General features: G+C 64.9%; 13 protein-coding genes, 1 pseudogene and 1 riboswitch. Of the genes and pseudogenes, 9 read left to right on the top strand and 5 right to left on the bottom strand.

The features are described from left to right. Positions 1-86 precede the first annotated feature (86 nt). The 6 genes from MSIMFI_RS13175 to metE all read left to right on the top strand — a co-directional run bounded on the left by MSIMFI_RS13175 (position 87) and on the right by metE (position 8,468). Positions 87-1,214: an acyl-CoA dehydrogenase family protein gene (locus tag MSIMFI_RS13175; RefSeq protein ID WP_191497539.1), complete on the top strand. Its 1,128-nt coding sequence runs from the start codon at positions 87-89 to the stop codon at positions 1,212-1,214. Next, on the top strand, positions 1,211-2,320 hold the full coding sequence (locus MSIMFI_RS13170) for an acyl-CoA dehydrogenase family protein (protein WP_191497538.1): 1,110 nt from the start codon (positions 1,211-1,213) through the stop codon (positions 2,318-2,320). The genes MSIMFI_RS13175 and MSIMFI_RS13170 overlap by 4 nt, the downstream gene beginning before the upstream one ends. Next, on the top strand, positions 2,317-2,988 hold the full coding sequence (locus MSIMFI_RS13165; RefSeq protein ID WP_191497537.1) for an SDR family NAD(P)-dependent oxidoreductase: 672 nt from the start codon (positions 2,317-2,319) through the stop codon (positions 2,986-2,988). The genes MSIMFI_RS13170 and MSIMFI_RS13165 overlap by 4 nt, the downstream gene beginning before the upstream one ends. Before the next feature lie 2 nt (positions 2,989-2,990). Next, positions 2,991-4,283 (top strand): TetR/AcrR family transcriptional regulator, encoded by a 1,293-nt coding sequence (locus MSIMFI_RS13160; protein WP_191497536.1) that lies wholly within the window; start codon positions 2,991-2,993, stop codon positions 4,281-4,283. Between the two features lie 177 nt (positions 4,284-4,460). Then, the gene (locus MSIMFI_RS13155; RefSeq protein WP_191497535.1) at positions 4,461-5,735 is read left to right on the top strand and encodes an Rv1453 family transcriptional regulator; all 1,275 of its coding nucleotides are present in this window, start codon (positions 4,461-4,463) and stop codon (positions 5,733-5,735) included. Between the two features lie 48 nt (positions 5,736-5,783). Further along, positions 5,784-6,016: riboswitch (cobalamin riboswitch) on the top strand. Positions 6,017-6,167: 151 nt separating this feature from the next. Further along, positions 6,168-8,468, top strand: a complete 2,301-nt coding sequence (gene metE / locus MSIMFI_RS13150) for a 5-methyltetrahydropteroyltriglutamate--homocysteine S-methyltransferase (protein ID WP_191497534.1) — start codon at positions 6,168-6,170, stop codon at positions 8,466-8,468. 72 nt (positions 8,469-8,540) lie between these two features. Here the strand turns inward: metE and MSIMFI_RS13145 are convergent, their stop codons facing one another. Next, positions 8,541-10,274 carry a DUF3556 domain-containing protein gene (locus MSIMFI_RS13145; RefSeq protein ID WP_191497533.1) on the bottom strand — a complete coding sequence of 578 codons (1,734 nt, stop codon included), beginning with the start codon at positions 10,272-10,274 and terminating at the stop codon, positions 8,541-8,543. A 119-nt stretch (positions 10,275-10,393) separates the two neighbouring features. Here MSIMFI_RS13145 and MSIMFI_RS13140 point away from each other — a divergent pair, with 119 nt between their 5' ends. After that, positions 10,394-10,615: a hypothetical protein gene (locus tag MSIMFI_RS13140; RefSeq protein ID WP_191497532.1), complete on the top strand. Its 222-nt coding sequence runs from the start codon at positions 10,394-10,396 to the stop codon at positions 10,613-10,615. A 144-nt stretch (positions 10,616-10,759) separates the two neighbouring features. Here the strand turns inward: MSIMFI_RS13140 and MSIMFI_RS13135 are convergent, their stop codons facing one another. From MSIMFI_RS13135 to prpD, 3 genes are read right to left on the bottom strand one after another with little or no spacing between them, the layout of a single operon-like run. Beyond that, positions 10,760-11,884 carry a bifunctional 2-methylcitrate synthase/citrate synthase gene (locus MSIMFI_RS13135; protein WP_191497531.1) on the bottom strand — a complete coding sequence of 375 codons (1,125 nt, stop codon included), beginning with the start codon at positions 11,882-11,884 and terminating at the stop codon, positions 10,760-10,762. Then, positions 11,865-12,743, bottom strand: coding sequence for a methylisocitrate lyase (prpB, locus tag MSIMFI_RS13130; protein WP_191497530.1), 879 nt, complete (start codon positions 12,741-12,743; stop codon positions 11,865-11,867). Before prpB ends, MSIMFI_RS13135 begins: the two co-directional genes overlap by 20 nt. Continuing rightward, positions 12,740-14,257 (bottom strand): 2-methylcitrate dehydratase PrpD, encoded by a 1,518-nt coding sequence (gene prpD, locus MSIMFI_RS13125; protein ID WP_191497529.1) that lies wholly within the window; start codon positions 14,255-14,257, stop codon positions 12,740-12,742. Before prpD ends, prpB begins: the two co-directional genes overlap by 4 nt. A 56-nt stretch (positions 14,258-14,313) precedes the next feature. On the opposite strand from prpD, the gene MSIMFI_RS13120 reads away from it, so the two are divergent. Further along, complete coding sequence (locus MSIMFI_RS13120) at positions 14,314-15,810, top strand: short-chain fatty acyl-CoA regulator family protein (RefSeq protein ID WP_396820210.1); 1,497 nt, start codon at positions 14,314-14,316, stop codon at positions 15,808-15,810. Between the two features lie 66 nt (positions 15,811-15,876). Here the strand turns inward: MSIMFI_RS13120 and MSIMFI_RS13115 are convergent, their stop codons facing one another. After that, positions 15,877-17,031, bottom strand: coding sequence for a PPE family protein (locus tag MSIMFI_RS13115; protein WP_191497527.1), 1,155 nt, complete (start codon positions 17,029-17,031; stop codon positions 15,877-15,879). Positions 17,032-17,148: 117 nt separating this feature from the next. Between MSIMFI_RS13115 and MSIMFI_RS28100 the strand changes: the two are divergent. Continuing rightward, positions 17,149-17,556 (top strand): annotated as a pseudogene (locus MSIMFI_RS28100) (PE family protein); the annotation flags it as partial. Positions 17,557-17,661 lie beyond the last annotated feature (105 nt).

Raw genomic sequence — 17,661 nt, 5'->3', positions numbered from 1 at the left:
CGAGCTGCGCGTCTGTTTGACCAAATATCTGTTCCAACGTAAAGTCCGGCTTGTCCGCAGTCAAACGCGTTAGGTCGAGAGCAGAATTGGATTTCTCCTACCCGGCGGAAGTCGAACGGTTCCGCCATGAGCTGCGCGCCTGGCTGTCGGAGAACCTGACAGATGAGCTGATCGCGGCCCGCCGCCATCCCGCGGGCGACGCGGAGTTCGGGATGTTGCGTTCGTGGAACGCAACCATGGCCGATGCCGGCTGGGCGGCGGTCTCCTGGCCCCGCGAGTACGGCGGCCGCGGAGCGACGGTCCTTGAACAGTTGGTCTATACCGAAGAGACCACCCGTGCCCGGGCTCCGTTGCCGCTCAACGTCATCGGCATGAACAACATCGCCCCGGCCATCATGCAGTACGGCACCGAAGACCAGAAGCAGACGCTACTGCCCCGGATGATGCGTGCGGACGATATCTGGTGCCAGGGCATGTCCGAACCCGAAGCGGGATCCGATCTAGCCTCGCTACGCACCCGCGCGGTACGCGACCACGACTGTTTCGTCGTCAACGGACAGAAGATCTGGACCTCGCTGGGACATCGGGCGCACTGGTGCCAGCTGTATGTCCGTACCGATCCCGATGCCCCGAAACACCAGGGCATCTCCTGCCTGATTGTCGATATCACCCTGCCTGGCATCGAGGTCCGGCCGCTGGTCACCCTCAACGGCGATACCGACTTCGCCGAGGTGTTCTTTCGCGACGCGCGCGTGCCGGCAGACGCCTTGCTTGGTCCGCTCAACGGGGGCTGGGAGGTCGCCACCACCACGCTGAGCCACGAACGCGCCGGCGCCGCGCGGCTGTACGCCCAGATGCAGGCGCGCTTGGAGGAACTGGTGGCTGACCTTCGCACGGCTGGGGCACTTGGCGACCCCGTCACGCTACGACGCCTCGGCGAGATTGCGGTTCGCATCAAATATCTCGAAGTGCTGTGCCAGCGCATGATCTCGGCCACACTGCACGGCGCAGACGATCTGGGGTCGGCCAGCCTGGCCAAGACCGTGTGGGGCGAGATCGGACAGGACCTGGCGGCGCTGGCCTTCGACGTGTTGGGCACCGGCCGGTGGGCCGACTATCGGCTCACGTCGCGCTCGCTGACCATCGCCGGCGGCACGTCTCAGATCAACAAGAACATCACCGCGCAGCGCGTGCTGGGGTTGCCGCGCCAATGAACCTCGAACTTACCGACGAGCAACTCGCGCTGCGGGACACCGTGCGGCGCTTTCTGGTTGCGAAAGCGCCGATCTCGGGACATGTGCGCGCGCTGCTCGACGACCCGACCGGCAGCACCGACGCGGTGTGGCGGGGCCTTGCCGATCTTGGCGCGACGGGGCTGTTGGTGCCGCAAGAATGCGGTGGCGCGGGAATGACGATGGTCGAGGCCGGCATCGTCGCCGAGGAACTCGGCGCCGCCTTGAACCCGGGACCGTGGTTGTCCACTGCAGTGGCCGCGACCCGCGCCCTGACGCGCCTCGTCCCTGACGACCTCACCGCCAAGCTCCTCACCGGGATCGCCGACGGCACAACAATCGTCACCTTCGGCCCGCTCGACGGCGGCCTGCCGCACGCGGTCGATCGCGACCATGCCGTCGTGTTGCGGGGCGAGATTGCCGGCTTCCCGGACGCCGCGGCTGCCGACATCATGCTGGTTCTTGCTGAAACAGCAAACGGTACCGGTCTTTTCGCGGTCGCTGCTACCGATCCTGGTATCTCGGTGACGCCCATGCGTGGTATCGACCAGACCCGCAAGCAATTTCGCGTCGAGCTCGATGACGCGACCGCACAGCGCCTGGCCACACCGTCGTCAGCCGACATCGACGCGGTCGTCGATGACGTTCTTATTGCCAGCGCCGCGGATGCGCTGGGTGCCGCGCGCGCCGTCATGGACCTAGCCGTCGAATACGCAAAGGTGCGAAAGCAGTTCGGGCAGGTCATCGGGACATTCCAGGCGATTCAGCACTTGTGCGTTGACATGTACGAAACCGTCGAGCTGGCCCGCAGCGGGGTGATCCACGCACTGTGGGCCTCCGATGCCCTAGCCGCCGATTCCGAGGAGCGGCATTTGTCCGCGTTACGAACCAAGGCATTCGCCGGACGACTTGCGGCTGTGGGCGATACCGCGATCCAGGTGTTCGGCGGCATCGGCTACACCTGGGAGCACGACGCTCACCTCTACCTCAAGCGCCTGCTGAGCTGGAGCTCATTCCTCGGCGGCCCAGACCGCTACCTCACCGAAGTCGGTGCCCGCCTTGCTGATCCGACGGCAGGCCTCCCATGATCGACTTCACCAATCAGGTCGCGCTTGTCACCGGAGCCGGCCGCGGACTGGGCCGTTGGTATGCGCGGGAGTTGGCTCGCCGCGGTGCGGCCGTCGCGGGCGGGGTCGCGGCCCCCTCCCACGAGTCGGTAGCCAGCCCGGAAGCCGTCGAGGCGATCGTCCGGCTGGCCGTCGAGTGTTTCGGCCGCGTCGACGCCGTGGTGAGTAACGCGGGCATCTTCAACAGCATTGCCTTCGACGAGTTGACCGCGGACGACTGGCGGAAGATGCTCAGCGTGCACCTCCACGGCGGGTTTTATCTGAGCCAGCCGGCGTACCGGGTGATGAAGAAGCAGAGCTATGGCCGGTTCGTGTTCGTCTCCTCATCGAGTGGGATGTTCGGGCAGCCGATGGAAGCCCATTACGCAGCGGCCAAAGCTGGACTTGTGGGCCTGTCCAATGTGATCGCGATTGAAGGTGCCCAACACGGCATCCTGGCCAACACCATGCTCCCGTTCGGCTTTTCGCGGATGGTCACCGAAACTCTTGTGGTACCCGATCCGAGCTACTCCGAGGATATAGTGGCTCATCTGTCCGAGGTGTCGGCAACCGAGCCGTTCACGGTGCCCGGCTCGATTTTCGAGGAAGTGTTCGGAGTGTGCGCGCGGGTTCAGCGGGAGGACGGCTAGCCATGGCGAAAACCGATGCCTTGGCCACCGGCAGCCAAACCTATGCCACCAGCGACGCCGGAACACGCCGGACCGAGATCCTCGAGACCGCGGCGGCGCTGATCGCGTCGTCGGGATTGCGCACTTCGCTGCAGGAGATCGCCGACGCGGCAGGCATTCTGCCGGGAAGCCTGTATCACCACTTCGAATCCAAGGAAGCGATACTCGTTGAGCTGATCCACCGGTATCAAGCTGATCTGGATCGCATCGGGCAGGTCGCCCAGACGAGGCTGGACGAACCCGACGCGCGGCCCGCAGCTGACAAGATCGTCGAGCTTGGGTCGGCGATCGCGGACTGCGCCGTGCGGCATCGGGCTGCCTTGCAGATGTCGTTCTACGAGGGGCCAAGCGCAGATCCTGAGCTCATGAAGCTGACGCGGCAGCGGCCGACAGCGATCCAGGAGGCAATGCTGCACACGCTGCGTGCCGCCAGGTGGAGCGGCTACATCAGACCCGAAATCGACCTGCCCACGCTGGCTGACCGGATCTGCCAGACCATGCTGCAGGTCGGGCTTGATGTCATCCGGCACAACGCTTCCGCCGCACAGGTCGCCGGACTCATGTGCCGAATCATCTTGCGAGGTTTGGCGGCCCGGGCACCCTCGGATTCGGGGTTAGATCGATCGCGCGCCTTGGCCGCGGCCAGTGACGTCATCGAGTCGTGGGCCGACGATAGCGAGGCCGACGCCAGCGACAAGGCGGCCCATCTTCGCGCGGTAGCGCGAACGGAGTTCGGCCGCAAAGGTTATGAAGTCACCACGATCAGGGATATCGCATCCGCGGCCGGCCTTGGTACCGGGACCGTCTATCGGGTGATCGGCTCCAAGGACGAACTGCTTGCCTCGATCATGCGCTCGTTCGGACAGAAGGTCGAAGCGGGGTGGGTCGGCGTCCTGCGCTCGGAGGCGACGCCCGTCGAGAAGCTGGACGCACTGAGCTGGGTCAACGTCAATGCGCTGGACCGGTTTTCCGACGAGTTCCGTATTCAGCTTGCCTGGATGCGGCAATCTCCGCCGGACACGGCCAATCCGGGATGGTTGTATGCGACTCGGCTGAGGCAGATGAAATCGCTTCTTACCGAGGGAATCCGGTCAGGCGAAATCCGAATCGACACACCGTCCACAGCGATGCTGGCGCGAAGCGTCATCGGCATGCAGTGGATCCCGGAGAACATCCTCCGCGCGGTCGGAACCCGGGCGTCGTTGATCCTTGCGCGGGACACGGTGTTGCGTGGTGTCGCCGTTCGCGGCAAGTAGGTACCCGGCGTCGTTAGCGCCCTTTGACCGGTGGTTGAGCACGCCGGCCGCCGCAGTCGCGCCGACACGTCCTGCAGGCGCCAACGATCCCGGCAGCAAAACAGCAGTTCAAGGGCAATTCAACTAATCCATTGCGAATCCATGATGCAAAGTGCACAAAGACCCTAGAATCGGTCCGTGGCATGGCGACCGCCTTCCCCGCGGGTACAGGAGCTAATCCGCAAGGCCGCGTGGATGGCTCTCAATCCCAGCCGCGAATGGCTCGAAGAGTTTGATCGCGTCACGCTGGCCGCGAACGCGACTATTTCCCAGGACCCTGGCCTGGCAGCGGTGGTGACTCGCTCCAACCGTGCGAATCTGGTCTATTTCGCTTCCGCGATGCTGCGCACGCCAGGCGATCCGGTGCCACCGAATCTCAGCGCCCATACGCTACGCATGGCGCGCGACTTGGTGCGTCGTGGCCTGGACGCGTCGGCGCTCGAGGTTTATCGCATCGGACACAATGTGGCCTGGCGGCGCTGGACGGAAATCGCGTTCGAACTGACGTCAGACCCTGAAGAGCTGCGCGAGCTACTGGACGTGCCATTTCGGTCAGCCAACGAGTTCGTGGACGCGACACTTGCTGGCATCGCCGCGCAGATGCAAGCGGAGTACGAAGAACTGACCCAAGACATCGGCGCGCAGCGCCGCAAGATTGTCGAGCTGATCCTCGACGACGCTCCCATCAGTCGCGAGCGCGCCGAAGCGCGATTGGGCTACCTTTTCGACCGACCCCATACCGCCGCAATCATCTGGTACGACGAGCCCGACGATGATCCGGCCGGACTCGATGAGGCCGTTGACTTGTTCAGCCAAGCCGTCGGATGCCCGCGGCCGCTTACGGTCATGGCCAGTGCGGCTACTCGCTGGATATGGGTGAAAGACGCAGCCGCTCTCACGCCTGAGCAGATCCGCGAAGTGCAGGACAAGACGCCGGATGTGCGGATAGCGATCGGCAGCACCGCATCAGGAATCGAGGGGTTTCGCCGCAGCCACTTCGATGCGCTCACCACACAGCGCATGATGGCCCGGCTGCGGTCGCGCCAACGAATCGCGTTCTTCACCGACGTCCAGATGGTGGCGCTGCTCACCGAAAACCCTTATGGTGCCGACGATTTCATAAGAACCACGCTCGGGGATTTCGAATCGGCCAGCCCGATGCTGCACATGACGGTGCTGACATTCATCAAGGCCGAGTGCAACGCCTCGCGCGCCGCGAAGCTTCTGTACACCCACCGCAACACCGTGTTGCATCGGCTTGAGACCGCGCAACGACTCCTGCCCCGGCCCCTCGACCACACCATCGTTGAAGTGGCTGTGGCGATCGAAGCGTTGCAGTGGCGTGGTAAGCGGACCAGCGCTGCGGTCGAATTCCCCACCGAGCAGCAATCGGTGTCGGCGGCACAGCGCTAGCCACACCTGCGGGCGACGGGCTGCACAACGGCGGGGTAGCCTTGTCGATGCAGCTGGTCTGCCGTCGCCGCATCACGCGGCGCCGGCATCGAGCGAAGCAAGCATGCGACGCGAGAGGGAACCCGGTGAGATTCCGGGACTGTCCCGCAGCGGTATGCAGGAACGACCGCCGTCTTATAGGTATATAGGCACTGGTCCGCAAAGATCTGGGACTGGGAAGCGACGGCCAGTAGGAGCACCCACCGGTGCGCGCCTGCGAGTCCGAAGACCTGCCAGCTGCGCCGGGCGCGCCGCGTCCGGCGGCTCATCGCCTCGTGGAATGGGCGTTTGGCCGTACCCCGGTTGTGGCTATGCACCCCACGTGTACACCGCATACCCGGACCGGCTGCGCGTCCGCGGGCGGTGACCACACCGTCGATTGAAGGACCGCACGTGAACGCACTTGCTAATTTTCAGAGGTTCACCGCAACCATTACCGGCTCCCCCCGGATCGGGCCGCGCCGGGAACTCAAACGCGCAACCGAGGGCTATTGGGCCGGACGCACCAGCCGATCAGACCTGGAATCGGTCGCCGCTACTCTGCGCCGCGACACCTGGTCTGGGCTGGCCGCGGCCGGCCTGGACTCGGTGCCGGTGAACACCTTCTCCTACTACGACCAGATGCTCGACACCGCCGTACTGCTCGGTGCACTCCCGGCCCGGGTCGGGGGGATTTCCGACGAGCTCGACCGATACTTCGCGGCCGCGCGCGGCAACGACCAGGTCGCACCGCTGGAGATGACGAAGTGGTTCGACACCAACTACCACTATCTGGTTCCCGAGATCGAGCCCGCGACCCGATTCACGCTGAACCCGGACAAGGTGCTCTCTGAGCTGAAAGAGGCACTTGGGCAAGGGATTCCGGCCCGACCGGTCGTCATCGGGCCGGTCACCTTCCTGCTGCTGAGCAAGGCCGTCAACGGCGGGGGCGCGCCCATCGAGCGCCTCAAGGAGCTGGTGCCCATCTACTCCGAGCTGTTGTCGCTCCTTGCCGACAGGGGCGCCCAGTGGGTGCAGTTCGACGAGCCGGCCCTGGTCACTGACATCAACCCCGACGCGCCCGCACTGGCCGAGGCGGTGTACACCGCGCTGGGGGCGGTCAGCAACCGGCCGGCGATTCATGTCGCCACCTACTTCGGCGACCCCGGCGCCGCCCTGGCGGGACTGGCCCGCACACCGATCGAGGCGATCGGCGTCGACCTGGTCGCCGGTGCAGGTACGGACGTCTCCTCAATATTCGGGGCACCCGAGCTGGCCGGCAAGACGTTGGTGGCCGGCATCGTCGACGGCCGCAACGTCTGGCGCACCGACCTTGAAGCGGCACTGGCCAAGCTGGCGACACTATTGGGATCCGCTGCCACCGTCGCTGTTTCGACGTCATGTTCCACCCTGCACGTGCCGTACTCGCTGGAGCCGGAAACCGAGCTGGATGACGCCTTGCGAAGCTGGCTGGCGTTCGGCGCGGAAAAGGTTCGCGAAGTCGTCGTCCTAGCGCGTGCCCTGCACGGGAACCTTGGGGGCCGCGAAGCCGTCGCCGACGAGATCGCGGCATCCAACGCGGCCGTGGCGTCCCGCAGGCGTGATCCGCGACTGCGCAACGGACAAGTCCGGGCCCGCATCGACTCCATCGTCGCCTCCGGTGCGCACCGAGGCGACCCCGCGCAGCGCCGGGCCAGCCAGGACGCACGCCTGCACCTACCACCGCTGCCGACCACGACGATCGGTTCCTATCCACAGACCTCGGCGATCCGTAAGGCGCGCGCGGCGCTGCGGGCCGGTGAGATCGACCAGGCCGAGTACGTCCGCCGGATGAAGCACGAGATCGCCGACGTGATCAAGTTGCAGGAACATCTGGGCCTGGATGTGCTGGTGCACGGCGAGCCGGAACGCAACGACATGGTGCAGTACTTCGCCGAGCAGCTGCAGGGCTTCTTCGCCACGCAGAACGGCTGGGTCCAGTCCTACGGCAGCCGCTGCGTCCGTCCACCGATCCTGTACGGCGACGTCGCCCGGCCCCAGCCGATGACCGTCGAGTGGATCACCTACGCGCAATCGCTGACCGACAAGCCCGTGAAGGGCATGTTGACCGGACCGGTCACGATCTTGGCGTGGTCGTTCGTGCGCGACGACCAGCCGCTGGCCGACACCGCCAACCAGGTGGCGCTGGCCATTCGCGACGAGACCGTGGATCTGCAGTCCGCCGGTATCGCGGTCATCCAGGTCGACGAGCCGGCGCTGCGTGAGCTGCTGCCGCTGCGTCGCGCCGATCAGGCGGACTACTTGCGTTGGGCCGTAGGTTCTTTCCGCTTGGCCACCTCCGGCGTCGCCGACTCGACGCAAATCCACACCCATCTGTGCTACTCGGAGTTCGGTGAGGTGATCGGCGCAATCGCCGACCTGGATGCCGACGTGACGTCCATCGAGGCGGCGCGCTCACACATGGAGGTTCTCGACGACCTCAACGCGATCGGGTTCGCCAATAGCGTGGGCCCGGGTGTCTACGACATCCATTCGCCACGGGTGCCCAGCACCGACGAGATGGCCGAGTCGCTGCGTGCCGCGTTGAAAGCCGTACCGGCGGGGCGGCTATGGGTCAACCCCGACTGTGGGCTCAAGACGCGAAACGTCGACGAGGTCACCGCGTCGCTGCACAACATGGTCGCCGCGGCACAGGAGGTACGAGCCGGAGCCTAGCCCCCGGGCGAGCAGACGCAGAATCGCATGACACGCCACGCGTGCGTGCGATTCTGCGTCTGCTCGCCAGACCTACTCGGACAGCACCTGGACCGGCACGTCGTCGGCCCAGGGCTGCCGGGTCACCATGTCCGCCACGCGCACGTAGCCGTGCTCGAACTCACCGGTCGCGGCGTCCACGAGTCGATACTGCTGGGTCTGCTTATGAATGGGCTGCGCATCAAGCAGCACGATCCGCACCTCGCCGGGCTCAAAGCGACAGCGCTGTTGCATCGCTTCGATCAGTTGCTCGTTGTGCATGTGGCCGTCGCCGAAATTCCACCCGAGCGCGGTGCTGCAAATCCGCTCCCCGTCGGTAATGACGTAGTCGTCCTCGTCGTGGCCCGCCATCGCCCGGTGCGCCAGGGTGAACAACGCGCGGCCGTGCGTGTTGAAGCCGCGAAACGCATACCCCATGTAGATCGGGATCTGCGCAGCTTCGGGGCTGCCGTAAAAGCGCTCCAGCTGGGCCTGCGGCATGCTGGCGATCGCCACGATGCCCCGGCTGATCTTGTCGTTCGCCGACGGCTTGATGCACCACAACGTGGTGTCCCAGTTGCCCGCGTAATACCGCATGCCGGGCAGGAACGAGATCTTGCGCGGGAACAAGTTGCCGGCAATCACGATGCTCAGGATCACGGCGAAGAAAATCGCCACCGGCACAGGGTTTTTCACGTCAGTAAGGCCAACGCGGGCATGCCCGACGAACAGCGACAGCACACCGAAGATCATGAACACATTCCACTCCAGCGGCACCCCCATCGGAATGGCCGTCAGGATCCCCAAGTGGAAACACACCATCACGATCGCGGCCGCTGTGGTCGGCCAGCCCCCGTGCGCGAAAAACAACACCGGCGGCACACACATCTCGATGAAAGTGCTGACATGGGCCAGGATCCGGGACAATCGTCCCGGCCGCAGGTCGTCGGGAAACTTCTCGAAGAAACACCGTTTCAGCCACCTGGGCCGCATCAGCGGGTTGTTGGACATCATCGTCGAGATCACGAATGGGAAGTGCTTGTTCAGCTTCGACATCGCCGCACCCATCCAGATCACCAGGAACACGAGTTTTGCGGCGACGATCACGTCTATACCGTTCAAACTGCCGAACAGGAAGGTCACCGTCAGTGTCGCGTAGACCTCGCCACGGGCGGCCAGGAAGATCACCTTGTCGCGCAGCCCCAGCGCGCCGAGAAGTAGCAGGATCACCACGATCTGCCACACCGGCAGCAGCCCGACCGTGGTGCCCAGCTCCGGTACCGGACCGGTGCCATCGGTGAACAGCGCCGACAGCAACATGATCAGCAGCAGCGCATACAGCGCGACATCCACCGGCTTGCGCTTGGTGCCGTGAGTAAGCGGGACGCGATCCGGCCACGGGGGCAACCGGATGGTGCCGAACCGCAACCAATACAGGATCGAACCCATGGGCGGGAAGAAACGGTTGTTCAGCGGCCCGAAGCCGCAGCCCAGCCCGATCACCTCAAACAGCATCGTGTAGAGCACGACCTTCTCAAACACGATCGGCTCCGCGTACCACGACCTGACGTCGGTGAATCCCTCGATTCCATTGGTACTGAACACGATCAGCCAGGCAACCAGAATGTAGAGCAGGACCTTGACGACATAGAACAGGTGCAACGCCACCGGCGTTCCGAAGCCCACCTCGGCCCAGTGTCGGGCCATCGGGCGGATCTTCTCGCTGCGGGTGCCCTTGCTCCACTCGTCCATGTCGATCTGCGGCAGTTCGGGGTTGAGAAATCCCATGGTTTGAGAGACTAGAACGCGTTCTAGCACCGTGCCGAGGTTAGGGTATCGATCCCTTTTGTCAGCTGGTCCGCTTCAGGATTACCGTGAAGTTCTGCCCTGCCGAGGAGATGTCGATCATGAGCAGACTTCGGATCCTAATATCGGCGACGATTGCCGCAGCCGCATCGATCGGATTCCTCGTTGCGGACCCGGTCGCCACCGCTGAGGCCCCCGCACCCGGTGATCCCTGCACCGTCTTACACGCAACCACCCAGGACGCCAACGGCCGGACGATGTGGTGCAACCCGACCATGACCGGCACCCACAGCCTGGTGTGGCAGTACGGCGGTCCTGACTAAAGCGCCCTCGATCCGGCGCCGCGATCAACCTGTTGTGAGTTCTGCCCGACGGCTTCGCTACGCGATGGGCCGATTTGTCTTGAGCGGCGGTTCGGCGGGACCGGGGGGCGAGCGGCTCCTAGGAGACTCCTGGCCGAGCCCGTCTCAGCCCCGCGCGGTGGGCAGCGGCCGTAGCTCGTGCCCCGAGTACGCGCTGAGCGGTCGGATCAACGCGTTGGCCGCCCCCTGCTCCATGATGTGCGCGGTCCATCCGGTGATCCTGCTCATCACGAAGATCGGTGTGAAGCTGGCGATGTCGAAGCCCATCAGGTAGTACGCCGGCCCGGTCGGAAAATCGAGGTTGGGTTTGATCCCGGTAGCGGCCCGCATTTCGGCCTCGAGGACGTCGTAGATGTCCAACCAGCGCTGACCGTCGCGTACCCCAGCGACACCGGTCAACGCACGCTTCATCGTCGGCACCCGGGAGTCACCGTTCTTGTACACCCGATGCCCGAAGCCCATGATCTTCTCCCTGCGAGCGAGCTTGCCGCGCAACCAATCCCGCGCATTCGCCGGGTCGCTGATCTCGATCATGTCGTGCATGACGGCCTCGTTGGCGCCACCATGCAGCCGGCCCTTGAGCGCGCCGATCGCCCCGGTGACCGCGCTATAGATGTCCGACTGGGTCGACGTCACCACCCGCGCCGCGAAGGTCGATGCATTGAAACCGTGTTCGGCGTAGAGGACCATGGACTGCTCGAAGGCCGACACGATCGCGGGCACCGGCACCTCCCCGAAGCACATTCGCAGGAAGTTCTCGGCATACCCCAGCCCGCTGTGCGGTGCGATCGGCGCCAGCCCGCGGCGGCGCCGCATATCGATCGCGATGATGGTGGGTAACGCCGCGAGCATGCGAAGCGCCTTGGCGCGGTTCGCCGAATCGTCGTCCTCGTCGGGATCCTCGGCGCCCAAGTAGCTGATCGCGGTGCGCACCACGTCCATCGGGTGACAGTTGTCGGGCAGCTTGGCTAGCAGGGACAGCATCGATCGGTCCACCCGCCGGCTGGCGCGTTCCTGTTGGCAGAATAGCGCCAGCTCCGCGTCGGTCGGCAGTTCGCCGCGCCACAGCAGGAAGGCCACCTGCTCGAAACTGCAGCGAGCCGCCAAGTCCTGCACCGGATATCCGCGGTAGGTCAGCGAATTGGTCTCCGGCACCACCTTGGAGATTGCAGTGGTGTCCACCACCACACCCGCAAGACCTTTATGGATTTCAGCGGTTGGCATGGTCATGGTTACCCTCCGTGAGCGTGACGTTGTAGTCCAGCAGCTCGTAAAGGCGGCTGCGGTGCTGCATTCGATCCAAGAGACCGGATTGCGTTCCTGCTGACTCGATTTCACGCAGGCCATCCTCGACCGCGAACATCCCCAGCCGCAGTGTGGTGACCGGGTAGATGACCGCGTTGTAACCGATTTCGCCCAATTGCCGCACTGTCAGCAGCGGCGACTTGCCGAACTCGGTCATGTTGGCCAACAGCGGAATGTCAACCGCGGCGCGGAACTTCTCGAAGTCGGCTATCTCGGTTAGCGCCTCGGTAAAGATCATGTCCACACCCGTGTCGGCATACGCGCGAGCCCGGTCGATCGCGGCGGTCAAGCCCTCGACGCCGGCGGCGTCGGTGCGGGCGCAGATGACGAAGTCGGGGTCACGCCGCGCGGATACCGCTGCGCGCAAACGCTTTACCATCTCGGCGGTCGAGACTACGGTCTTGCCGGCGAGGTGGCCGCATCGCTTCGGGTTGATTTGGTCCTCCAGGTGGCATCCGGACAACCCCGCATCCTCTAACAGGGACACGGTGCGCGCGGCGTTCAACGGCGCGCCGAAACCGGTGTCGGCGTCGATCAGCGTCGGCAACTCAGTCGCAGTGGCGATCTGGGCCCCGCGCGTCGCGACCTCGGTCAGCGTCGTCAGCCCGATGTCGGGCAGTCCGAGGTCGGCGGAAAGCGCGGCGCCGGAAACATAGACACCGTCAAATCCGGTCTCGGCGATCACCTTCGCCACCAAGGGTGAAAACGCGCCCGGAAGTCGTTGCAGCCGGCCGGAATTGAGTCCAGCCCGAAACGCGGCGCGCTTGCCGGGGGCGCCGATCATCGGAATATTCCCGACGGAATCACCGGCGCCTTGTCCAGCACCCGTGGGTCGACCAAAACATTCAGCCCGCTCAACGCGCCGGCCTCAAGATTGGCCAGATTGTCCACGGTGGACAGGAACCTTTGCTGCTCACTGGGTTCCACCGCATCCTCGGTGAGTTCGATGAACTTTTCCACGTATTGCTTGCGCTCGAACGGCCTGGCGCCGAGCGGATGAGCATCGGCCACGGCCAGTTCGTCGACGATCACCTCACCACTCTTGAGCGTCACCTCCGCACGCGCACCGAACGCCTTCTCGGCCGGATCGGTCGAGTGATAGCGGCGAGTCCACTCGGGATCCTCGACCGTGGAAATCTTGTGCCATAGCTCGACGGTGTCGAGCCGGTGAGCCCGCTCAGGAGCGTAGGAGCGTTCGTGGTGCCAGCCGCCGTCCTGTAGTGCGACGGCAAACACGTAGGGCAGCGAATGGTCGAGCGTCTCCCGGGACGCGTCCGGATCGAACTTCTGTGGGTCCCCGGAGCCGGTTCCTATCACCACATGGGTGTGATGGCTGGTGTGCAGCACGATCGTCGCGATCTGGTCGAGGTCGCCTTCCAGATCACGGATGCGCTCGCGCAGCCGGCAGGCCAGATCGATCGGCGCCTGGCTCTGGTACTCCGCGGAGTGCTGCTTGGTGTAACTGTCCAGAATGGCGCGCTTGGGTTCGCCGGGAGCGGGCAGCGGAACCTGGTAGGTGCGGTCGGGTCCACCCAACAGCCAGGCGATTACGCCGTCCTCGCCCTCCCAGATCGGTGCCGGCGATCCCTCGCCTCGCATCGCGCGGTCGACCGCCTCGATTCCCACCTTGCCGGCGTGCGCGGGAGCGAACGCTTTCCAGCTGGAGATCGCGCCCTTGCGAGCTTGGCGGGTGGCAGTGGTCAGGTGCAGTGCCTGCCCGATAGCGTGGTAGATGGTCTCGGTGTCCAGCCTCAGCATGGTCCCAATACCGGCGGCCACCGCCGGGCCAAGATGTGCAACATGGTCAATCTTGGTCTCGTGCAAGCACATTCCCCGGACCAGGTCGATCTGGATCTCGTATGCGGTCGCTAGGCCGCGGATCAAGTCGGCGCCGCGCACGCCGAGCTGCTGGGCGACCGCCACCAGCGGAGGGATGTTGTCGCCGGGGTGGGAGTAATCCGCCGCCAAAAACGTGTCGTGGAAATCGAGTTCGCGCACCGCGACGCTGTTGGCCCAGGCAGCCCATTCCGCCGAAAAGCCGCCGTCAACACCGAAGACGCGCGCTCCGTGCCGCACCGGATGCGCCAGTGCCTGTTGACGGGCCACGGTGACGGGCCGGCGCAGCACCGACGCGCCGCTGACAGCGGCGTTGTCGATGATCCGGTTCAGCAGCATTTCCGTGGTCTCCGGATCGACCGCAATTGGATCAATGGCGACCTCGGCGATCTTGTAGGCCAGGTGCTCGTGGCGCGGGAAATCGTCCGCGCTGCGCCGGGACCGTACCGCGTGCGTCAACATAGTTCGCACACTATGCAATCCCATGGTTGCTGGAAACAGCCTGTAAATGCGTAATTCTGTGTCCTTATCTACGAGATTCTGCAAACTTTGCAAATACAACGCGGAGTAAGGTGTCGGGGGTGACGAAGACGTTTGCGCGGACCTTTTCGGGAGCCCGGCTGAGACGGCTGCGTCAGGAACGCGGGCTCACTCAGGCGGCATTGGCCCGCGCAGTGGACCTGTCCACCAGCTATGTCAATCAGTTGGAGAACGACCAGCGCCCCATCACCGTGCCGGTGCTGCTCGCGCTCACCGAGCGCTTCGACTTGCCACCCCAGTACTTCGCCTCCGATTCCGACGCCCGGTTGGTGGCCGACCTCAACGACGTCTTCACCGAAACCGCCGAGCGCGCCATCAGCCAAAGCCAGATCGAGGAGTTCGTTGCCCGGATGCCCGACGTCGGCCGCAGCCTGGTTGCCGTGCACCGCAGGTTGCGCGATGCCACCGAGGAGTTGGAAGGCTATCGATCTCGAGCGACCGCCGAAGCCGAGCTGCCCCCGGAACGACCGATGCCGTTCGAGGAGGTCCGCGATTTCTTCTACGACCGCAACAACTACGTCGGCGACCTGGACATGGCGGCGGAAGAGATGTTCGGCGGATGCGGCATGCGAGTGGGCGGGTTGGACATCCAGCTGTCCGCGCTGATGCGTGACCGGTTCGACATCTCGGTAGTTATCGATGATCACCTACCCGAAACCACCAAGCGCCGCTACTGTCCGGACACCAAGGTGCTGCGCATCGCTCACTGGCTGTTGCCCGGCCAGCGCGCGTTCCAGATCGCCACCCAGCTCGCTCTGCTCACCCAATCAGAGTTAATCTCGTCCATCGTGGCCACCGACGGCCAGCTCAGCACCGAGGCGCGCGCCGTCGCCCGGATCGGTCTGGCCAATTACTTCGCTGGCGCCTTCCTGCTGCCCTATCGCGAGTTCCACAGCGCCGCAGAGGAATTGCGCTATGACATCGATCTGCTGGGTCGCCGGTTCGGGGTGGGCTTCGAGACCGTGTGCCATCGACTTTCGACGCTACAGCGTCCGCGGCAACGCGGGATTCCGTTCATCTTGGTCCGTACCGACAAGGCCGGAAACATCTCAAAGCGCCAGTCGGCCACGGCATTTCACTTCAGCAGGATAGGCGGCAGCTGCCCGCTGTGGGTGGTACACGACGCGTTCGCCCAACCCGGGCGGATCGTAGTCCAGGTGGCGCAAATGCCCGACGGGCGTTCATATTTCTGGGTAGCCAAGACGACCGCGCCAGGGGGCCGCGGTTATCTGGGTCAGCACAAGAGTTTCGCTGTCGGGTTGGGTTGCGACCTTGCGCATGCCGACAAACTCGTCTACTCAACCGGCGTCGTCCTCGATGATCCGACAACGGCGGTCCCAATCGGGGCAGGCTGCAAGATCTGCAACCGGACTTCGTGCGCCCAACGCGCCTTCCCCTACCTCGGCGGACGAGTCGTGGTCGACGAGAACGCGGGCAGCAGTTTGCCCTATTCGTTCACGAGGCAACCGGTTTGAACAACCGTTAAAACTGGCGAACCGGACTGAAAGCCGTCCACTCGGGGTAGCAACCCCATTGCGGCGCTAACCTATCCCCGTCCGAGGCACGACGCTTGGGCGCTGCTGCGTCACCTGCGAACCCGCGCCACCGCGGCCCATCATCCCGCCGGACGGCATAGCGTCGCCGGCACCGGCACCCATCGGCATCGGCATCATGGGCATTCCACCAGTGGGGACCGCAGCCGGCTGGGCCAGCGTAGCGGGGTTGGCCATGGCGCCCAACCCACGCATCGCCGAACTTGTCATGCCGGCCGGCGTAGACCCCTGCCAGGTCGGCGGCACCGACATCGCTCCTACCAAACGCGCCTGCCCCAGACCCGCCGACATCCCGGCACCCAGTCCCCCGCCGCCCAGGCCCTTCAGCGCAGGAGCGGCGTCGCCAACAAACTTCGGTACGTCGGCCGCCAGCCCAGTAGCCGCCGAACCGGCTAACCCAGCCGTGCTCGCGTTCGCCGAATTCGCCAGCTGCATCATCGGAGATATCAACATGCTGGCCGGATACATCGCGATCTGCGCAACCGACATCAACGACTGCACCGGCACCGCCGAGGCCGCTGACTGTACGGCCGTCACCGCGCCGCGAAGTGCTGCTATCGCGCCCTGTACCGCACGTGACACCGCAGCTGTCGCCGTCGACGCCAATCCCGCCAAATCCAGCGGCGGCATGCTAAACGGCGTCAAAACCGAGGCCATCGACGTCGCCCCTGAGTGATAGCCCACCATGGCGGCTACGTCCTGAGCCCACATCTCCAGATAGTCGAACTCGGTGGCAGCAATCGCCGGCGTGTTCTGACCCAAGAAATTGGTTGCCACCAACGACAGCAACGACATTCGGTTTGCCGTCACCGACGCCGGATGCACCGTCGCCGTCTGCGCCGTCTCAAACGCCGTCGCCGCCGCCCGAGCCTGGCCAGCAGCCAGCTGCGCCCGATCCGCCGCCGCGCTCAACCACCCGACATACGGCGCGGCCGCCGCGGCCATCGCCGCCGACGCCGGTCCCGACCACAACCCATTCGTAAATCCTGTGATCACCGAATCAAACGACGACGCCGAAGCCGCCAAATCCGATGCCAGGCCCTCCCAAGCGGTGGCGGCCGTGAACAGCGGCCTCGACCCCGCACCGGCAAAGATCCTCCGCCCGCGCCGCGCCGGCGGAAAGATGCAGCGGATCTTGGGCAAACCCCTGAGCTGATGCCGTGATCGCGATACACTGCGGACCTGCCGATTCTTCGCGGGATCGGTCGGTCCCCGGGTCGGTATGACGATTACGTCATCTCGCTCTGGGAGGTGTGTCAGATGTCATTTGTCATCGTGCTGCCCGACGTACTCGGCACAGCGGCAACGGATTTGGCCGGTATCGGCTCGGCGTTGAACGCGGCTAACACGGCCGCGGCGACCCAGACGACGACCGTGCTGGCCGCCGCCGAGGATGAGGTGTCGGCAGCGATCGCGGCGCTGTTTTCCGCGCACGCCCAGGGTTATCAGGCGCTGAGCGCGCAAGCGGCAGCATTTCACAACGAATTTGTGCAGTCCTTGACCGCCGGTGCGGGGTCCTACGCGGCCGCCGAGTCCGCCGCCGCCTCGCCGTTGCAGAGCCTGATCGACGTAATCAACGGGCCCATCCAGGCCGCCACCGGGCGCCCGCTAATCGGCAACGGCGCCAACGGCAAGCCGGGGACCGGGGCCCCCGGCGAGAACGGTGGGTGGTTGATCGGCAACGGCGGGGAAGGCGGGGGCGGGGGGGGGGCCTTTAAAACAATCCCGGGCCCCGCGACACGGGAGGAAACAGGGAGGGCGCCGTCTGCTCGG

Origin of the sequence: Mycobacterium simulans (genome assembly GCF_900232995.1) — a bacterium.
GTDB classification, from domain to species: domain Bacteria; phylum Actinomycetota; class Actinomycetes; order Mycobacteriales; family Mycobacteriaceae; genus Mycobacterium; species Mycobacterium simulans.
This window is presented reverse-complemented; position numbering and strand designations above follow the sequence as displayed.

Bases quoted from the DNA above. Each gene is read 5' to 3' on its own strand.
- MSIMFI_RS13170 (WP_191497538.1), top strand. From the start codon at position 1,211: ATGAACCTCGAACTTACCGACGAGCAACTCGCGCTGCGGGACACCGTG.
- MSIMFI_RS13165 (WP_191497537.1), top strand. From the start codon at position 2,317: ATGATCGACTTCACCAATCAGGTCGCGCTTGTCACCGGAGCCGGCCGC.
- MSIMFI_RS13160 (WP_191497536.1), top strand. From the start codon at position 2,991: ATGGCGAAAACCGATGCCTTGGCCACCGGCAGCCAAACCTATGCCACC.
- MSIMFI_RS13145 (WP_191497533.1), bottom strand. From the start codon at position 10,274: ATGGGATTTCTCAACCCCGAACTGCCGCAGATCGACATGGACGAGTGG.
- MSIMFI_RS13140 (WP_191497532.1), top strand. From the start codon at position 10,394: ATGAGCAGACTTCGGATCCTAATATCGGCGACGATTGCCGCAGCCGCA.
- MSIMFI_RS13135 (WP_191497531.1), bottom strand. From the start codon at position 11,884: ATGACCATGCCAACCGCTGAAATCCATAAAGGTCTTGCGGGTGTGGTG.
- prpB (WP_191497530.1), bottom strand. From the start codon at position 12,743: ATGATCGGCGCCCCCGGCAAGCGCGCCGCGTTTCGGGCTGGACTCAAT.
- prpD (WP_191497529.1), bottom strand. From the start codon at position 14,257: ATGTTGACGCACGCGGTACGGTCCCGGCGCAGCGCGGACGATTTCCCG.